The 14,156-nt window shown below is 44.7% G+C and carries 15 protein-coding genes; 9 read left to right on the top strand and 6 right to left on the bottom strand.

Annotated elements, in window-relative coordinates:
• Window positions 1-5 precede the first annotated feature (5 nt).
• The 5 genes from B7360_RS07690 to B7360_RS07670 all read left to right on the top strand — a co-directional run bounded on the left by B7360_RS07690 (window position 6) and on the right by B7360_RS07670 (window position 5,503).
• Window positions 6-1,538 (top strand): aldehyde dehydrogenase (NADP(+)), encoded by a 1,533-nt coding sequence (locus tag B7360_RS07690; protein ID WP_085343199.1) that lies wholly within the window; start codon window positions 6-8, stop codon window positions 1,536-1,538.
• A 152-nt stretch (window positions 1,539-1,690) separates the two neighbouring features.
• Entirely contained in the window at window positions 1,691-2,365 is a 675-nt protein-coding gene (locus B7360_RS07685) for a GntR family transcriptional regulator (protein ID WP_085343198.1), read from the top strand.
• A 30-nt stretch (window positions 2,366-2,395) separates the two neighbouring features.
• The gene (locus B7360_RS07680; RefSeq protein WP_085343197.1) at window positions 2,396-3,160 is read left to right on the top strand and encodes a transcriptional regulator; all 765 of its coding nucleotides are present in this window, start codon (window positions 2,396-2,398) and stop codon (window positions 3,158-3,160) included.
• Between the two features lie 359 nt (window positions 3,161-3,519).
• Window positions 3,520-5,112 carry a S41 family peptidase gene (locus tag B7360_RS07675; RefSeq protein ID WP_085343196.1) on the top strand — a complete coding sequence of 531 codons (1,593 nt, stop codon included), beginning with the start codon at window positions 3,520-3,522 and terminating at the stop codon, window positions 5,110-5,112.
• A gap of 70 nt (window positions 5,113-5,182) precedes the next feature.
• Entirely contained in the window at window positions 5,183-5,503 is a 321-nt protein-coding gene (locus tag B7360_RS07670) for a hypothetical protein (RefSeq protein WP_085343195.1), read from the top strand.
• A 71-nt stretch (window positions 5,504-5,574) separates the two neighbouring features.
• Here the strand turns inward: B7360_RS07670 and rlmF are convergent, their stop codons facing one another.
• Window positions 5,575-6,702 (bottom strand): 23S rRNA (adenine(1618)-N(6))-methyltransferase RlmF, encoded by a 1,128-nt coding sequence (rlmF, locus tag B7360_RS07665; protein WP_085343194.1) that lies wholly within the window; start codon window positions 6,700-6,702, stop codon window positions 5,575-5,577.
• Window positions 6,689-7,204, bottom strand: coding sequence for a M48 family metallopeptidase (locus tag B7360_RS07660; RefSeq protein WP_054867354.1), 516 nt, complete (start codon window positions 7,202-7,204; stop codon window positions 6,689-6,691). Before B7360_RS07660 ends, rlmF begins: the two co-directional genes overlap by 14 nt.
• Window positions 7,205-7,342: 138 nt before the next feature.
• Here B7360_RS07660 and B7360_RS07655 point away from each other — a divergent pair, with 138 nt between their 5' ends.
• A complete protein-coding gene (locus tag B7360_RS07655) occupies window positions 7,343-7,573 on the top strand; it encodes a glutaredoxin family protein (protein WP_085343193.1) in 231 nt (76 codons plus the stop codon).
• Window positions 7,574-7,600: 27 nt separating this feature from the next.
• Here the strand turns inward: B7360_RS07655 and B7360_RS07650 are convergent, their stop codons facing one another.
• The gene (locus tag B7360_RS07650) at window positions 7,601-8,470 is read right to left on the bottom strand and encodes a LysR family transcriptional regulator (protein ID WP_085343192.1); all 870 of its coding nucleotides are present in this window, start codon (window positions 8,468-8,470) and stop codon (window positions 7,601-7,603) included.
• A 106-nt stretch (window positions 8,471-8,576) separates the two neighbouring features.
• Between B7360_RS07650 and B7360_RS07645 the strand changes: the two genes are divergently transcribed.
• The 3 genes from B7360_RS07645 (at window position 8,577) to B7360_RS07635 (ending at window position 11,148) form a co-directional block, all read left to right on the top strand.
• On the top strand, window positions 8,577-9,800 hold the full coding sequence (locus tag B7360_RS07645; RefSeq protein WP_085343191.1) for an MFS transporter: 1,224 nt from the start codon (window positions 8,577-8,579) through the stop codon (window positions 9,798-9,800).
• 89 nt (window positions 9,801-9,889) lie between these two features.
• Window positions 9,890-10,462, top strand: a complete 573-nt coding sequence (locus B7360_RS07640; protein WP_012841901.1) for a DUF1415 domain-containing protein — start codon at window positions 9,890-9,892, stop codon at window positions 10,460-10,462.
• 110 nt (window positions 10,463-10,572) lie between these two features.
• Complete coding sequence (locus B7360_RS07635; RefSeq protein ID WP_005397767.1) at window positions 10,573-11,148, top strand: nucleoside triphosphate pyrophosphohydrolase family protein; 576 nt, start codon at window positions 10,573-10,575, stop codon at window positions 11,146-11,148.
• A gap of 70 nt (window positions 11,149-11,218) precedes the next feature.
• Here the strand turns inward: B7360_RS07635 and btuD are convergent, their stop codons facing one another.
• The 3 genes from btuD to B7360_RS07620 all read right to left on the bottom strand — a co-directional run bounded on the left by btuD (window position 11,219) and on the right by B7360_RS07620 (window position 14,079).
• Window positions 11,219-11,986 carry a vitamin B12 ABC transporter ATP-binding protein BtuD gene (btuD, locus tag B7360_RS07630; RefSeq protein ID WP_082245220.1) on the bottom strand — a complete coding sequence of 256 codons (768 nt, stop codon included), beginning with the start codon at window positions 11,984-11,986 and terminating at the stop codon, window positions 11,219-11,221.
• Window positions 11,973-12,968: a vitamin B12 ABC transporter permease BtuC gene (btuC, locus tag B7360_RS07625; protein ID WP_085343190.1), complete on the bottom strand. Its 996-nt coding sequence runs from the start codon at window positions 12,966-12,968 to the stop codon at window positions 11,973-11,975. The genes btuD and btuC overlap by 14 nt, the downstream gene beginning before the upstream one ends.
• Window positions 12,969-13,050: 82 nt before the next feature.
• Entirely contained in the window at window positions 13,051-14,079 is a 1,029-nt protein-coding gene (locus tag B7360_RS07620) for a succinylglutamate desuccinylase (protein WP_085343189.1), read from the bottom strand.
• Window positions 14,080-14,156 lie beyond the last annotated feature (77 nt).

Genomic DNA, 14,156 nt, shown 5'->3' with positions numbered 1-14,156 from the left:
GAATGATGAACCCACAAGAACCAACCACTTTTTACGCAGTCAACGCCTTTACTGGTGAGCCTCTACCCACAGCGTTTCCGGTGCATGGAGAGCAAGAAGTTAATCAAGCCGCCTCAGCCGCCCAAAGCGTTGCGCGTGAGTTTCGCCAACTAAGCAATGCAAAGCGAGCGAGCTTACTTTGCTCTATCGCCTCTGAATTGGAAGTGAAGAGTGAAGAAATCGTTGCTCGTGCTCATTTGGAAACTGCCCTTCCCGAAGCACGTTTAAGCGGTGAAATAGGACGTACCGCGAACCAATTACGACTATTTGCCGAGGTCGTGAGATCGGGCAATCACCATCAAGCAATTTTCGATACGCCAAACCCAGACCGTCAACCACTGCCGAAACCAGATATTCGTCGTCAGCAAATCGCAATTGGCCCTGTCGCCGTGTTTGGTGCGTCTAATTTTCCGCTCGCATTTTCTACGGCAGGTGGTGATACGGCTTCGGCACTGGCTGCTGGCTGCCCTGTGATTGTAAAAGGCCATACCGCCCACCCTGGCACCAGTCAACTTGTTGCTGAGTGTATTGAGGCTGCACTTGAGAAAGAGTGCTTACCGCAAGCCATCTTCACGCTATTGCAAGGCAACAAACGCGCACTTGGCCAAGCACTCGTTACCCATCCAAAAATTAAAGGGGTCGGGTTTACAGGCTCAGTCGGTGGTGGCCGTGCGCTGTTTAATCTAGCTCAGCAAAGACCAGAGCCAATCCCCTTCTATGGCGAACTAGGGGCGATTAACCCAACATTTATTCTCCCTTCAGCCATACGGGCAAACGCATCATTGGCTGAAGAATTTGTGGCTTCTATGACTTTGGGCTGTGGACAATTTTGTACAAAACCAGGCGTTGTATTTGTCTTGAATAGCCCAGAAACGCAAGCCTTTATCGAAACCGCTCAAGGGTTAATTCGACAACAATCAACGGCCACTTTGCTAACGCAAGGAATCCGAGAAACATATGAATCCGAAGTGGATAAGCGAACTTCCGAAACAGGCATTAACGTCACTCGTTCTGAACAAGCAGAAGCGACCAATGTCTCACCAGCACTGTTCGTGACGGACAGTAAAAACTGGCGTAAAAACCCGCAATGGGAGGAAGAAATATTCGGCCCTCAATCGTTAATCGTAACCTGTGAAGATTTCGAAGACATGTTGAAACTGAGTGATTCACTGACTGGCTCGCTCACCGCAACCCTTCACACTACCGCTGAAGACGAAGAACAAGCGAAGCAACTGCTTCCAAGTTTGGAAGAAATCGCGGGACGCATTGTATTCAACGGTTGGCCAACTGGCGTCGAGGTTGGTTACGCTATGGTTCATGGTGGACCATATCCTGCTTCAACCAATTCTGCCTCAACATCTGTCGGAGCGGAGGCTATTCATCGTTGGTTGCGTCCCGTCGCTTATCAAGCTTTACCAGAATCTTTATTGCCGGATTCATTAAAAGCGTCAAACCCACTGGGTATTCAACGCGCTATAGACGGCAGAGTGTCCCAATAAGCTCACCAAATGGCTCAAAAAGGCATCAACTGATGCCTTTTATTTCACTCTACTTCTCAAAACCTTCTTTCCTAGTTGGTTTGTGCCAGAAAAACAATAAACTACTAAAGTAAAATGGATTGGATACAATATTAATTTAACGGGAGACTTCAATGTCACAGAAACCTGTTTTTAAAACGCGCACTCAGCTCGTTGAGGAAGCAATTCGAACTCAGATCTTGAAGGGCGAGTTAAAAACTGGTCAACCTTTACGTCAAGATGCGTTAGCAAAAGAGTTTAATGTTAGCCGAATTCCTGTGCGTGAAGCGTTAGTTCAATTGGAAGCACAAGGACTCGTTAGCTTTGAACCTCACAAAGGTGCGACGGTCACTGAGCTATCTCCAGAGAAAATCAATGAGCTATTTGAACTGCGCGCTGTCGTGGAATGCCACATTTTAGAGCGTGCGATTCAAAATATGACAGACGCTGACCTTGAACGCGCGCGAGAAGTTCGCGAACGTTTCGAGTCAGTAGTGAACAGTGGCGACGAAGTAGAAGAATGGAGCAACTACAACTACGAGTTCCACAAAGCCCTATATGCGCCAGCCAACATGCCTGAAACTATGGACGTCATTTACAACTTGAACACAAAGTGTGACCGATACATACGTATGCAGCTATTGTTCACAACAGGCATTAAAAAGGCAGAAGAAGAGCACTTAAGCTTGTTTGACATGTGCAAAAATCGCGATATAGAAGGCGCCAAGTATCTGCTGAAAAAACACATTCTAGAAGCAGGCACAGCGATTCGAAACCTGCTGCTTGAAAGGCAAAATATCAGCCAGTAAACGGAATAACGAATAAGGTGATATTCAAGGATGAATGTTGGACCAAAGTTTTTACTCGCAGCGCTACGACAAAAGATTAAAGAAGAAGGGCTTTGCTACAATTCCTTGTCAGAGAAAAGTGGCATCCCTCTATCTAGTATTAAACGCCACCTACATAATCCGGCTTTAGGTTTGGATAAAGTACTTATTTATCTGAACTACCTGAATACCGATCTCATCGAACTCGCAACCTTAGCCAACGAGCTTCAGCACCAAAACGAGCAAATGCTAACAGATGAAGAGAGCGCCCTTTTCGTTGAGCATCCTTATTTACTTGATTTTATTTATATGCTGACTTCTCGTGATATTAAACCGCAAGAGATAGCCCATACTTACGGACTTTCTGATACAAGCTTGCGATTCTATTTGCGTATCGCGGAAATTCTAGGGTATGTGGAGAACTTCGGAGACGGCTTATTTTACCGTTCTGGTCGTCGATTTATTATGGAAGAAGGTACCGCATTGGACACCTTATTCAAAGAGCGATTTCAACAAGAGTCGCTTTCTCATAACATCAACCCAGGTGTATGTATAGGTCGCATTAGGCTCACCGAAGAGCAAAAAGTGCAAATAGAGGACGAGCTTTGTAATAAATTAGCGAAACTTAACGCAGTTAACACTTCCAACAACGAAGGTGAACTAACAAATATATTAATGCGCTGCACGCCTGGCGCTCAGATATTTTTCGCAGATGACTTGCCGGATATTGATGGAAGCCTGTTAAAGCACGTCGCCCAATTGACTAAAATAAATTAAAACATCAGATTAAAAATTTACCCCAAACCTAGAACGCATCATTTATTCCTGCCAAATCTCTAATAAGTAGAGTTTCCCGTCCCGAAACTTACTTTCTATTTAGCAAACAACAATTAGTCGACTAAGAGAACCCTCCATTTCATCTTTGTTTTTTCCTTATTATTACGTTGAAACTACTAAGGAACTTAAGGAATAACTAATGGATTTATAAGAATAAAAGATAAACATTTTTACGTTATTTACCTCACACTATTTAACTATAAATTTGCAGACGAACAAATTAAATTAATACATTCATCTAGCTAATAAAAAAGCAAAACAGATAATTATAATTCTATTATTTATAAGGACATAGAAAAGTGAAATTTAAGTATTCTTTAGCAACGGCAGTCACTCTCGCATTATTACAAGGTTGTGGCGGTGGCGGCGGTGATGGTTCATCTACTCCGTCAACTAGCAGCGCAACCGGACCAACATGGAAAGCCGGTGATTTTAGCCAACCATCAAGCTCGTTTGTCAACCAATGTGAAACCCCACGAGTGGGTCGAGACCCATATAACAATTATGCCGCCTATCCAGATAAATTAGGTTCTGCTTTACACGAAAAACTCTTTTTAAGAGCTTTTACTAACGAAACTTACCTTTGGTATGACGAAGTTCCTGATAATAATCCAGCAAACTACAAAACCGTGACGGATTACTTCAACACACTGGTCACCTCTGCTACTACCACGACTGGTAAACCGAAAGATCGCTTCCACTTTACCGTCCCTTATGAAGATGAGATGAAATCATCGCAATCTGGTTTAGTCGCTGGGTTTGGTTTTAACTGGGCATTCCTACGTGGCGTACAACCTAGAGACGTTCGTATCTCCTATACTGAAGAAGCTTCTCCAGCTGATAGAAACGGCATTGCTCGCGGTGATAAGCTTCTAAAAATCAATAATATTGATGTTGTTAACACCGGTAGTCAGTCCGACATTGATTTTATTAATAAAACTCTATTTAACCCTGACATCAATCACGATTACACCTTCACATTTGAGAGTGTTGACGGCCTAGAGAAAACCGTGACGCTTACCGCCTCTGATGTCATGACTTCTCCAGTTAAAAATGCCAAAGTGATCGCACACAATGGTATGCAAATTGGCTATCTACAATACAACTCATTTGAACCAAGCGCTCAAGCCCCGCTTATTGAGGCGTTCAGTACGCTCTCGGCAGAGAATGTTGACGAGATCGTCGTTGATTTGCGTTACAACGGCGGTGGCTTAGTCCTTCAGTCCTCGCAAGTAGGCTACATGCTAAGCGGTGCTGGTCAGAACCGAGTCTTCAGTGAGTTGATTCACAACGACAAAGTGATGCGTACCATTAAAGATGGGGATAACATCTATCGCTTTACGAATCTAGCAATAGACTGGGCAGCACAAAAGTATTCGGACCAAGTGCTGCCGACACTGAACAAAAAGCGCGTATATGTGCTGACTTCAGGAGGCACGGCTTCCTCAAGTGAACTGTTGATCAACGCTTTGCGCGGCATTGATGTTGAGGTTATCCAAATAGGCTCAACAACCACAGGTAAACCGTATGGGTTCTCAGCAGAACAAAACTGCGGCACTATGTACTACACTATTCAGTTCAAGTCAGCGAACGAGAAAAAATTTGGCGACTTCTCTGATGGTTTTATTCCTACTCCAAAGAGCCAAATCAATACCGAGCTAGGCTTAAACAATAGAGTGGAAGGTTGCTGGGTCAATGATGACCTAACAAAACCATTAGGCGATCCGTCTGAAGGTATGCTTTCTGCGGCACTAAACTACATGGAAACGGGAACCTGTCCGCCAGTCTCCTCTTCAAGTTTCAACGCCATGCCGCGTAACATTTCATCTCCGGAGTTAAGCGATCTTCGCTCTCCGCTACGAACAGAGGCAATTCATGTTGAGATCAACTAACTTTTTACGAATGCTGATTCGGGTTGCGCTTTTCTTAGGCACTTCGATTTCTTTGATAGGATGCCAAGCTATGTCACAAGAACCCGTTGAAGCATTGAGTAAAGAGAACTCTCCGGAAACAGTCATAGAGATTCAAAACGCGATCGCAGAAATCCAAGGGACACCAGCACCTAGAATCGCAAATAACGTATTTGAATCCTCACCGCATTTGTTGATTGAAAAAGGACGAGTAAAAGGGAACAACAATCAACTGTTGGATGGCAGCTATACGGATCTTCCAGACCAATATACGTTGCAGATCAGAGGTGAAACCTGTGGCTTGTACTATGCCAAAACAGATACTTTTGTCTCTCTCAGTTCACTAGATTGTGAGCCCATCATTAAGTTTTAGATCTCCCAAAATAGAAGCCCGCTGATATCAGCGGGCTTTCTACTTTATTGCTCAATGTGAAACAGTCAACGTTACTTTAATTCAATCCATGCTTTACGCTGTTGCTTATCCATGTATGACCAAGCTACAAAGCGGCTCACTTTCTGCCCTTGACTCATTTCAACCACACGAATGGCTTTCACACCCAATTTTTCAAGCTGCTTGCGCATCGGACGAACGTTGTCTTTTTTGGATATAAGTGTTGTAAACCACAAGACCTGCGCGGCAAAAGCTTGGCTTTCATTCGCCATTTTTCGGATAAACGCCGCTTCTCCACCTTCACACCACAATTCAGCGTTTTGACCGCCAAAATTCAACTCAGGCTTACTTGTCTTTACTTGTGCGGTTTGAGGTTTTAGCCCTTTCTTACGCTGGTTTGCTTTTAGATTATCGATTTTACGCTGGCTGCCCATAGCGGCATCTTCCGCCGAACGGTGGAATGGCGGATTACATGTCGTCACATCATAACGATCATTCGGTTGAATGATACCTCGATAAATATTGGCATCATTGTGTTGCTGTACCAGTGCAATTTTTCCCGTCAAAACACGATTGTGCTCTACGATCGTTTGAGCCGATTGGATGGATTTTGGATCGACATCGCTGCCCGTATAGTGCCAACCGTATTTTGTTACACCAACAATCGGATAAATACAGTTTGCTCCCACGCCAATGTCCAACGCTTTCACTTTTTGGTGCGCGTACTGACCTTTTACTTCACTATCAAGTAGTTCTGCCACTCGGTGAATGTAATCAGCGCGGCCCGGAATCGGTGGACAAAGGTAGGTGTCGGGAATGTCCCAGAACTCGACACCATAATACGCAGCAAGCAATGCTTTATTGAGCATTTTAACCGCGTTAGGATCAGAGAAGTTTATGGAATCTTCCCCTTTCGGATTTTTGATAACGAATGGCTTTAACTGTGGTTCACTTTCCACGAGTTTTTTAAAATCGTAACGACCTCGATGAACATTACGCTCATGCAAACCATTCTTCGCTATTTTTATGAACTCGACTTCGCTCTTTCCTGCAGGCTGAGGGGATTTGCGCGCAACTTTGTCTTTAACACGCTTCGGCTTGGCTTTATTCGCGTCTTTCTTCTGACCCGCCATTGAAGCCTTTGGCTTTGCTTGCTTCGCGTTGTGATTATTGTTCTTCATTCAAATTCGCTTTTAAATCGAGGTAAATCATAAACAAACGAGCATCAAATTCGAGTTGGTGATACTCAGGCTCCATGTAGCAACATAACTGATAGAACGCCTTGTCGTGGTTTTTCTCACGAGTATGTGCCAACTCATGTACCACCAGCATTCTTAATAGTGGCTCGGGCGCATCTTTAAATACATTGGCAATGCGAATCTCGTTTTTCGACTTCAGCTTGCCGCCATGGTTTCTACTGATAACACTGTGCAAACCAAGCGCGTTGTTTACCGCGTGAATTTTCTTATCGTAGACAACTTTACTGATTGGCGCGGCTTTCTTCATGTAGCGGTTTTTGATTGCCATGGCGTACTCATAGAGCGCCTTTTCGCTTTTGATTTGGTGCCTATCGGGATAACGCTTTTCGAACCAAGGAACAAACTTGCCACTCGCTATCAATGAGCTCACCTGCTCTACGATGTTTTGTGGGTAGCCTTGAATGTATCGAAGTGACGGATGCATAGAATTAACGTCTGTTATGACAAAATAAAGGCGCTCAATATACCTGAGATAAAGGACAGTTTCACCTTAGCTTTCGCCTTTCATTTATGGTGAAAGGCCGTTAAACTTCGCCTCCCAATGATAATGGAGAGAAATTCAATGAAACGTGTCGTTCTTTGCGTCAAAGACAAATGCCCTCACTGCAAAGATGCTCAACGTTATCTGGATTCGAAAAATATTAACTATCGTTTGTGCAATGCTAAGATGCAACGCGGTCGCAAAGAACTTGATGCGCTTGGTGCTCGTTCAGTGCCAGTTTTAAAAATTGGTGATCGGGTAATGATTGGCTGGAACCCAAAGAACTTCGAGAAGATGTACAAAGGCGACTAGTGCTCGAACAATGAATCTGCGCTGCGTTTAAACGTAGCGCTTGATAAAGTCGATAAACGTTCGATCTGCTATTGATAAATACCCCTGCTTGCGCCAAGCAAGTGCCAGATCCAGCGTCACTGGTGGTTCAAACGGCACGCCAACAACGCCTGACTCATGTTGGGTCACCAATTCCAGTAACGCGGTAATCGCAAACTCTTGTTTCACAATACTCAAAATCAAAGGCAGTAAGTTGGTTTCGAATGATGACTTCATGGTAAACCCATGCTCCTCACTCACCTGATCCAAAAATTCACGGTGAAAATAGCCATGCTGAAACATAACCAAATCGTGTTCAAAGAACTCATCAAAAGTAAGAGATTCTCTCTGGGCTAACTCATGCTCAGGTGAAACAACTGCGACCATTTGGCTAGTAAACAAATGGTCAGTTTCTAGGTCATCAGGCACGTTATCACAACTGATCACACCGATATCGAGTTGACCATTGAGCAGCATACGACGAATCGATTGAGTCCCAGCTTCGACCAAGGTTAATTTTAACTCCGGGAACTGGCTTTTAAACGCCATCACAATTCGTGGAAAGAAATAACTGCCCATCATTGATGGCGTTCCGAGTCGTACTTCTCCTTTCGCTAAGCCTTTCAACTCATTAATCGCGAGCTGCGCGTCGTGCAACTGTTGAATCACCCGCTTGGCATGTACAAGTAGCGTTTCGCCCTCTTTCGTTAAGCTGATTTTTTTATCATCACGGCGAAATAGGGTAACGCCCAAAGACTGCTCAAACTTTTTGATAGAAATGCTTAATGCGGGCTGGGCAATATGCAGGGCTTTCGCCGCATGGGTAATATTTCCATGTTCAGCGACCGCCAGAAAATGTTTAAGTTGTTTCGATTCCATTAGATCAAAAATATATGGTGTCCATATTTTTAATATATTTTTTTAATTTATAACGAACTGATAGATTGATCACAGTCTCTCCATTTGCTCACATTAGGCAGGATTCATGGTCAGTTTTGGCACACCGGAATACAAACGCATTACGCTCTCGCTAGCGCTTGGTTCCTTCTTGGTTTTTTCAAATTTATACCTACTACAGCCAATGCTGCCCACTTTTGCTCAAATTTTCACGATCTCAGAAACGCAAGTGAACTGGTTATTTGCGGCCTCAACACTCGCTCTCTCTTTTAGCCTCGTTCCAATGGCTGTGTTGTCAGAATCAGTGGGAAGAAAGCCAGTCATGATGGTTGGTCTGTTTTCGATTCCTACCCTTTCCGCTTTGATGCTGTTTGGTGACTCATTTCTGTTTTTGGTGGTATGTCGAGCACTGATCGGTGTCGCGCTCGCAGCTTTTGCTGCGGTCGCCGTAGCTTACATGGCAGAAGAGCTCGACAAGCACGCTTTCTCGATGGCAATTGGAACGTACATTGCGGCTAACTCATTAGGCGGTATTGCAGGGCGTATTAGCGGCGGCTTATTGGCGGACAATTTCAGTGTTGATGTTGCCATTGAAGTTATGATGGTGTTCACTCTTCTTGGTGTCATTGGTGTTCACTATTTATTGCCAACACAGCGCAACTTCACCCCGTCATCAAGCAGTTTGCGCCATCAAAATCGTGCGCTTATTGGTCATTTTAAAAACCAACGCGTGTGGTTCGCGATGCTGATAGGAGGACTCAACTTTGCTTTGTTCGTCAACCTTTATTCCGTAATGGGTTTCCGTCTGGTGAGTGAACCTCACAATGTGCCCGTCGGGTTGGCCTCACTGATCTTTATTTGTTACTTGGGAGGGACTTTCTCCTCTCGTTGTGCAGGCCACTGGAGTAAACGTTATTCCTCAATCCTCGGTATGTTCTTGGGCGCGATAGTGAGCATGACGGGGATGTGGATTGCGGCGGTTGAAAGCTTGACTGCAATGCTATTTGGGTTGTTGCTGATAAGTTTTGGTGCCTTCTTTACTCATACCCTCGCCTACGGTTGGGTCGGTCAGAATGCCACTCGCGCCAAAGCCACCGCGACAGCGCTCTACTTAGTGCACTACTACGTAGGCGGTAGTTTGGGAGGATTCTTACTTCTTTATTGTTGGCAACATGGTGGTTGGTCGAGTGTTCTCATGGGGGGAAGCGCAGTCTACCTAGCAATGTTTGCTGCGATTGCGTATTTGAAACATATCGCCGAAAGAAAGCATACAGACCAAACACCTGACGCAGCGAGTTTAAAGAGTAGCTAAGGTACGCTCATTTGCGTAATACCTCTCTGATTACTTGGATAACCAACTCTGCTATGCTTGCGCTACTTTAATAAAAACCAGAAAGTCGTATGTCAACGCATTCAACACAAAACACAGATATCGAAGCGATCACTCAACAGGTCGATCAATGGCTCAACGATGTGGTAATCGGGCTCAACCTTTGTCCGTTTGCTGCCAAACCGCAACGTAATAAACAAATCAAAATTTTTGTTAGTGAAGCGACTCAAGAAGAAGCGCTTCTTGAAGATATTTTATTGCAGCTGATTGAGCTGAGTAACACAGAACCCGAACAGCTTGAGACAACGTTGGTTGTGGTTCCCAACATGCTACAAGATTTCTGGGACTACAACTTTTGCATAGATTGGGTTGAAGGATTAATTAAGCAGCAGAACTGGGAAGGTATTTTCCAAGTAGCGACTTTCCATCCTGATTACTGTTTTGGCGGCGCAAGGCCTGAAGACGACGAAAACCTAACCAATCGTTCTCCTTACCCGATCTTCCATTTGATTCGCGAAGAGAGTATGGAAAAGGTACTAAAACACTATCCTGACCCTGAATCCATTCCCGATTCAAACATCGCTCGTGTTTCCGCCCTTTCAGAGGAAGAACGTAAAAAGCTGTTCCCTTACCTATTTCGTTAAGCACCACCATTCCCCAAAGGCAGATTTATCACCAGTTAGATGCAATGCCCTTGGGGTTCAAAGTGCGGTTTGATATCATTGCCGCTTCAATCGATTCAATGGAAATTAGAATGCAACTGTCAAAGCTAACCCAAGAGATTTTTGATCACTTATACCGTGATATCACCGAGTTCCGTAGTACGTTCGACTTACCAGTCGCAGACGCTGCAAGCCTTGATGCGCAAGCAGACACACTACACACCTCTTTGGCGATCGAAGAGCTAACAGAGCTAGCAGAAGCAGATTGTAAAACTGAGCAAGCAGATGCCATCGTAGACAGCGTGTATGTATTAATGGGCCGTCTCGTTCATCTTGGCCACAGCAAAGTAGAAGACAACCTGGCGATCAGCTACTTAATTGATCTTCTATTAAACGTTGCGGTAAACCGTGGTATCGAATTTATTCCTTGCTGGGATGAAGTGCACTCAAGCAACATGAGCAAAGTATGCCGTAACGAGCAAGAGTACTCAGAAACAGAGGCATTCTACGCGGAGCAAGGCATCAAGTTGATGGCGGTACAGAAAGGTGAATACATCATCGCGAAATGCGCCGAAGATTTCGTATCGGAAGGTAAAACCATTCGTAAAGGCAAAGTACTCAAATCAGTTTACTACCGCCCAGCAGATCTAAAACCGCTAACTCAGTAAGCGTTGAGTTTGGCTATCTCGATTAAAAAAAACGACCTCAAGTAGGTCGTTTTTTATTGTCTCTTAAATACTAATCAAAGATTAAATAAGGTTGCTCATCTACGATGACCTTTTTGACTTGAGTATTGAATACTTCCCCGAGGGCTTCTTCCGTTAGCACAGTATCGGCATTTCCTGATGAGTGCAGCACACCGTTGTTAAGCAGCAATACTTTATCTGCGTGCTTTAATGTGCGGTTGAGATCGTGATTAGCAACCAATACTCCAATTCCCTGCGCCGCCATAGCGTTAATCAATTGATAGAGCAGACCCTCTTGCGCAATATCTAACGGTGCTGCTGGCTCATCCAAAATTAAAAACTGCGAAAAAGGATTAATGGTACGCCACACCTGCAAACATACACCTGCTAATCGGACACGTTGCCACTCACCGCCGGATAATGTTTGAATACTGCGATGAAGCTTATCTTGCAGCTGTACCAGCTCCACCACCATATTGACGGCATCACGCACTTTGATATCCGCAATCTCAGCACCACTTGGCAGAGATAAAGCGAGATACTGAAACACATCAACATTAAACGCTGGACGTGATTGCTGACACAAATAACCTCGAACATGAGCTTGCTCTGACAACGGTAAAGTAAGCAAGTTTTTGTTGCCAACGTACACTTCACCACTCATACCCTCTCGGTGGCTTAACGTACCAGAAATCGCAGCCAATAACGTACTCTTACCGGAACCATTAGGCCCAACCACATGTACGATTTCGCCAGCTTTGCATTCAAAAGAAAGAGGCAATAATCGACTACCAACCGACATATGTTTAACGTGCATCATGACTCTTCACCAGCATCCAGATGAAAATAGGTGCGCCAATCGATGTTGTCATGACACCTAAAGGTAACTCTGCGGAGTCCAATAACAGTCTTGCTCCGATGTCAGCAAATACAAGCAACGCAGCACCAGATATTGCAGAAAGTGGCAATAAATAACGGTTTTCCGTACCAAAAGCCAAACGCAACAAGTGCGGTACCACCAAACCAACAAAACTGATGATGCCTCCCAAAGCGACTGAACCACCTACCAAAATAGAAATGGCAAGGATCAACTTCCAACGCATTTGATGCACATCGACACCCAATTGGGTCGCATGAATCTCACCAAGCATCAATTTATCAAGCGACTTGCCTTTACAACACAACCAGATAAGCACCGGCAGCATCACCAAGGTAACGGTATGTTGATACCAACTTGCACCGCCGATGCTGCCCATTAACCAATACATCAGTTGGCGTAAGCTGAGATCATCACTAAAGTAAAATGCCCACGTCACAATCGCGCTCGATAAAATACCCAATGCGACCCCAACCAAAAGCAATCGAGCCGTCGTCAGGTGCATTGCCCTTGCTATCGCCACCAAAACAAACGTGAATAACATCGAGCCTGCAATCGCTGCCAACATAAAAACAATCGGGGTAGGAAGAACAGGTGACGCGAACATGATTAAGACCATTGCTAAGCTTGCACCACCAGATATACCGAGTACGCCTGGTTCAGCCAACACGTTCCCAAGCAACACTTGTAACGTCGCGCCAGATACCGCTAACGCAGCACCAATAATTGCCGCAGACACCAACCTCGGTAAACGCAAGTCCACCAGTAGCTTATGTTCAAATGCAGATAAAGATTGAAAAGGAGAAAGGAAAATTTCTCCGACCATCAAGTGGATGGCAGAGAGTACAGCGAGCACGATCGACATAACCATCAGGTTACGTTGCCAGCGTCGTTCCTTGTTCAGGATAAGTTGTTGAAAATCCATAGCGGCCGATAAAAACAAACGAGGCTTAACCTTACAGTTAAGCCTCGGTAAATTGCAATTAACTTCTCAAAGCAATGTTGGATTAATCGTAAACCAACTCGCCCTCTTCAAAACGGGTTTTCACTTCACAAACCATCAGAGCTGCACGTTGACCTATTGCGACATGGCGGTTCGGGAAGACAATCGCTTCGTTTTCGTTCTTCGCCATTAATGGTTTGTCGCCATCATGACCAAACACTTCGCCGTGAACAAATGAGGTGAAGTTTTCAACATTGTCGTCGAACATAAAGTCAAAGTCTTCGTTCAAGCGAACGATTGTGCGACTTACTCGATATTTAATGCATGGTTTTGGTAGGTGTTCTGGCTTCGTTTCCGCAATCAAATTACGTAAAGACAAATCAAACGCAGTCAATTTGTCGAGGTCATTTTCACCAATACGAGCCACACGTCCAAGCTCCATCGTCAGAGCCTGCGCACCAAAGTTCTCGGCATTGTACCAGCTAAACGTGCTCGATGGTGAGTTTGACAGGAGCACAGCTTCAATGTGCGCACTGTCCAAGAAATCGATCAATGCCTTGCTGCGCACAGGATGACGAGTCTTAGGACTTACTGCAAACGTATAGTGCTTCGAGCCTCTAATCGCGCAGTGTAAATCAAGGTGCCAGCGTGTTGTCGGGTCGGTATCCTGATAAAAATCTCGAACAAGCAGCTTAAGCGTATCGGCGATGACAAGCTCTTTTGTCTGCTTGTGTTCTTTTTCGTCAAACAGACGGTTGAGGTTTTCTTCAAGGAATCGCGTGTGCGCCAGAGTGGATTCTGGGTGAGCGATAATGAACAGACAACGGGTATCGACCGTCTGGAACCCAGATTCTATGTCTTGAATAATGGAATCCACCAGCTCCATCGGTGCGGTTTCATCTCCGTGAACCCCACAAGAGATGATGATGTTCTTCGTATCCTGAGTATAATTCGCAGGGATTACTTCTAATACACCACGCTGATAGAGTTTAAGTTTTACACCGTTAGAAAGCACCTGCTCCGCTGGTGCAACATCGATATGAACATCTAACGTGTCAGTTAAAAACGATTGGCGAAAGAGAGACTTCGTCATGCGTTACTCCTTAATAGCACGGCGGGTATGTTAATAAATTGTACAAAGGATTTTTGTTGCTGCGATCTCACTTATGA

The sequence above is a fragment of the Vibrio sp. ArtGut-C1 genome, assembly GCF_002105475.1.
GTDB lineage: Bacteria > Pseudomonadota > Gammaproteobacteria > Enterobacterales > Vibrionaceae > Vibrio > Vibrio diabolicus.
Note: the sequence above shows the minus strand (reverse complement) of the source record. Positions and strands in the feature narration are given on the sequence as shown.